General features: G+C 54.3%; 4 protein-coding genes and 1 pseudogene. 3 read left to right on the plus strand and 2 right to left on the minus strand.

Translation table 11 applies throughout. From position 1 onward, the window contains the following. Positions 1 to 235 (plus strand): hypothetical protein (locus HYU99_08565; GenBank protein MBI2340399.1); only part of this gene is annotated, 235 nt, incomplete at its 5' end. A gap of 100 nt (positions 236 to 335) precedes the next feature. Further along, positions 336 to 1,430, plus strand: coding sequence for a hypothetical protein (locus HYU99_08570; protein ID MBI2340400.1), 1,095 nt, complete (start codon positions 336 to 338; stop codon positions 1,428 to 1,430). Positions 1,431 to 1,604: 174 nt separating this feature from the next. On the opposite strand, the pseudogene ccrA reads toward HYU99_08570, so the two are convergent. Next, positions 1,605 to 2,935 (minus strand): annotated as a pseudogene (ccrA, locus tag HYU99_08575) (crotonyl-CoA carboxylase/reductase). Positions 2,936 to 3,076: 141 nt separating this feature from the next. Between ccrA and HYU99_08580 the strand changes: the two are divergent. Beyond that, positions 3,077 to 3,535: a hypothetical protein gene (locus HYU99_08580; GenBank protein ID MBI2340401.1), complete on the plus strand. Its 459-nt coding sequence runs from the start codon at positions 3,077 to 3,079 to the stop codon at positions 3,533 to 3,535. Here the strand turns inward: HYU99_08580 and HYU99_08585 are convergent. Then, positions 3,532 to 3,963, minus strand: a 432-nt coding sequence (locus HYU99_08585) for a cobalamin B12-binding domain-containing protein (GenBank protein MBI2340402.1), incomplete at its 5' end; no start/stop codon positions are given. The genes HYU99_08580 and HYU99_08585 overlap by 4 nt on opposite strands.

The raw sequence follows: 3,963 nt of genomic DNA on the forward strand, positions 1-3,963 counted from the left end.
GAAAACGGTTTACCAGATAGGGGTCGAACCCAATCGGGTTGACGTTCTCACCGACATCGAAGGGGTCTCTTTTAAGGAGGCGTGGAAAAACAAAAAAACGTACCATTACGGCAGGGAACGGATTTATCTCCTCAATCTGAAAGACGTGATCCGCGCGAAAAGAAAGGCCGGCCGGCCGAAAGACAAACGGGATCTGGAAAAACTTTTGAAGGTTGTCAAAAGGAAGAAAAAGTGAACCCTGCCAAAAACCAATAACGGAAAAATCATGCGAAAAGCATTAAAGAATGGATAGACCTTGACCCCCCTTTTGGGCCTTAGTAGATGTCCGAGGTATCATGGCATCACGAGTGGGTCATACCTGGTCTGAATGTCGGGAATATGCGGTGATGCCCGCCACACCGGTTGAGGTCCCTCCAGACGCCCCACAGACGACGCCAAGTCCATCCCCTTTGGAATCGGCCGCCCGTTCCCGTTATGATACGCCGCCCAATCCTCCGGAAAACTGGGATATCCGGAAAAACAATCTCAATCCCGATCATGGCTTCAGTTTTTCTTTGGAACCGCGGGAGTTCCTTTACGGTTTTCCCAATGGGGTTCATGTCACCGATGTCTACGAAAAAGACGGAAAGGTAATCATGGCCGGAAGCGGAATCGTCAGCGGCAAATCGTTTCTCAAACCGATTGCCGGTGATTACCATTATTTGCAACGGACCGAATTGCCCATTCATGGGGGGGACGGTTTTATCCGTCTCCCGGCCGTCGAGTTTAAAATAGGATTTCATTTCGATGTGGTGAAAGCGGATATCTTTCACTATGAGCTTGCCGTGGACAGGGAGGACTTTATTAACGGCCTCAATACAGCGGCCGAGGCGGAGGGAGACAACCTCTCGTCGGATGCCGGGACGGATATCCCCCAGTGGGACGGGGGAACCGATCCGGAGGCGATGGATGAATATTTGAATGAGTACCAGGAATGGATCGACGATTATCTCGGAGAAAAGTTTGGCGGCCTGTTTGCCCTCTTAATCGCCCTGCTTGCCAGCCAGATCGAAGGCCTGACGCCGGGGGATTATCTCGCCCTCGAAAAGAAAAAAGAAGGGATCTTTATTTACAAGTTCGATCTGCCGCTTTCCGTCTCGATCGGGACGTGGGACCATGACGACGGCGGGGAGTTTTTCAGGGGACGTGTGGGGGTGGTGGAGGCGATCCGCCTGGGAGGGAGAATTTCCGCAACGTTTCTCGCCGGCAACAACGTCCCTTTTAAACCATACATCGGCGGCGGCGGTTTTTTGGACATCTCGCTCTTGAGCCTCTATTACTGGGACTATAAATACCCGGCGAGTATCGATTTTGGCGTGCAGGCCAGCCTGGATTTCTATATCAACTTCGGCGCAGGCTCGCTCGGCACCTACCTGCGCGTACGATTTTAACTTGGGGCCCTTTCGGCCCGTTCGTTGCTATTCGCGTTGATGTATTTCGTCCGCCAAACTTTGTGGCGGACCAAACCCCGCGCTCACAACTGGCCCACAAAGGCAAGCTTAGCTTGCCTGCGTAGCAAAGTCGAAGACTTTGCGGAGTCAAAAAGCCAGATTGTTCGCTTGCCTTTATCCCTTCCGCGCCTCTTCCAGATTCTTTATCCCCTTCTTTTTCGCATTCACCAGAATGGCCATGTTGCCGGCGGCGTGGCGGTTTTCGTACATCAACTGGTGGCACTTGCCGGTATCGCTGAAATCGAACACCTCGCCCAGGCAGGGGTCCACTTTTCCGTCGATGACAAGATCGTTTAATCCCTTCGCCTGCCCGTCATTGGCAAAGTGCGAACCCTGGAAGCGCTTCTGGCGCATCCAGTGGTAGCGCAGATCGATCGTGGCGTTATAGCCGCTGGTGCCGGCGCAGATGACGATCATCCCACCGGTGTCGCAGACAAAGGCCGAAGTCGGCACGGTGTCTTCGCCGGGATGCTCAAAGACGATGCGTGGGCTTTTCCGTTCGCCTACAATCTCCCAAAGGGCCTTGCCGAATTCGCGCGCGCCGGAGAGCCATTTGTTGTAACCCTCGGTGTCTTTCCAATGCGGGAGCATTCCCCAGTGGTTGAATTTTTTCCGGTTGATGGCCCCCTTGGCCCCCAGCTTTTTGCAATATTCAATCTTGTCATCGCCGCCGACCACCGCCACCGGAATCCCTCCGGCCGCCTTTACAATCTGAATCCCCATCGAACCGAGTCCGCCGGTTCCCCCCCAGATAAGGACGACATCGCCCGATTTGACGGAATGTTCCGGCCAGCCGTGAAGCATCCGGTAAGCGGTGGCGCCGACCAGCATGTAGGCCGAAGCCGCTTCCCATGTGAGATTCTTCGGTTTGGGGAGACACTGATGCGCCTGAACGCGCGTAAATTGGGCAAAGCTCCCCCAGTTGGTTTCATAACCCCAAATGCGAAAGCTTAGGGAATACATTGGGTCTATCATGGGGGCTCGCGTCGCCCCCTCCACCGGCAAAGCCGGCGGAGCCTCCCCCTCAACGCCGCTTTGCGGCTGGTTTGTTTTGAGGTAGGGGTCGTTCTGGCTCCACATGCCGCAATGAACCACCACCTCGTCCCCCACTTTAAGATTTTTTACGGCACTGCCAACTTTCCAGACGATGCCGGAGGCGTCACTCCCGCCGACATGAAAACCGGTCGTGTCAGGGAAGAAAGGATCTTTCGGGCGCGATTTGGTGACATCAATGGGGATACCGAGCGCGGCCCACACGTTGTTGTAGTTGACCCCCGCCGACATCACATAGACAAGGCATTCATCCGGCCGGATTTCGGGGATATCCACCTGTTCCATCTGGTGGGTGGGCCAAAGCGGTCAGGGCGGACCACCTGTGCGATCATTTTTTTGGGCACTTCCCCCAAAGGCGGAATTTCGCCGAGTTCGTAAAGCTCCTTGGTCATGGTTCCTCCTTGGTCGAACAAAGGAGTTTCGTGTATCAAATGAAAGAGTTACGGGCAAGAAAAATTCTTTAAAAACAGTTCGTTAAAAAAACCTGAAAAAAACGCTTGTCAATGGGGCCGTTTTTGGAGAAAATGGCGCAAATGCCAAAGTTCCTTAGACAGTATGCCTTATTTTCCGCTTTTGTTATCTTGGCCTGCAGTAGCAGTGGCGGCGACGACGGCTCCAGCGAGGATGCCGACGGGACCGCATCACTCGCCAAATGTACGGACACCTGTGACCATCTCTACAACGACTGCAACTTGGAAATGGTGGACAGCACGGATACGGCGTTGTCGGAAGATGAGTGTGCCGACACCTGTGATGCGGAACTGGATGAGGTCGTCGATTGCCTCGATGAATCGGACTGCAGTGATGTCGATGAAGTCAACGATTGTTTTCTGCTGGGGGCCGATGCCACGGAGGAAGATGCCGGGGATGACGAAGAAGAAGAGGAAGACGAGGACGAATGCGATTCGGATTCCGACTGTGGCACCTGCGAGCGTTGCTCCGACGGCAGTTGCCGCGATTGCGGCGAAGGGCCCTTCGGTTGCTATTGTTAATTTTTTCTTAACGCAAGCTCCGCGATTTCCGCCATAATCATATTTAGCTCAAAATCCTTCGGTGTATAAACTTTGGCCACCCCCTGTTTCAAGAGGATCTTTTTGTCCGAATCGGGGATGATGCCGCCGACGATTACCGGGATGTTCTGAATTTTTTTCGCCTTTATCTGCTTCATCAGTTCGGAAACCAGCAGACGGTGGGAACCGGACAGGATGCTCAAGCCGATGACATGCACCCCCTCTTGCAAGGCGGCTTCAGTAATCTGTTGCGGCGTCAGGCGGATTCCCTGATAGACCACTTCCATGCCGGAATCGCGCGCCCGGACGGCGATCTGCTCCGCGCCGCTAGAGTGGCCGTCGAGGCCGGGCTTGCCGACGAGGATGCTCAGCTTTTCCCCTGTCTTCCGCTCAAAATGGGCCACTGCCTC

It is taken from the genome of Deltaproteobacteria bacterium, assembly GCA_016183175.1.
Lineage (GTDB): Bacteria > UBA10199 > UBA10199 > UBA10199 > SBBF01 > JACPFC01.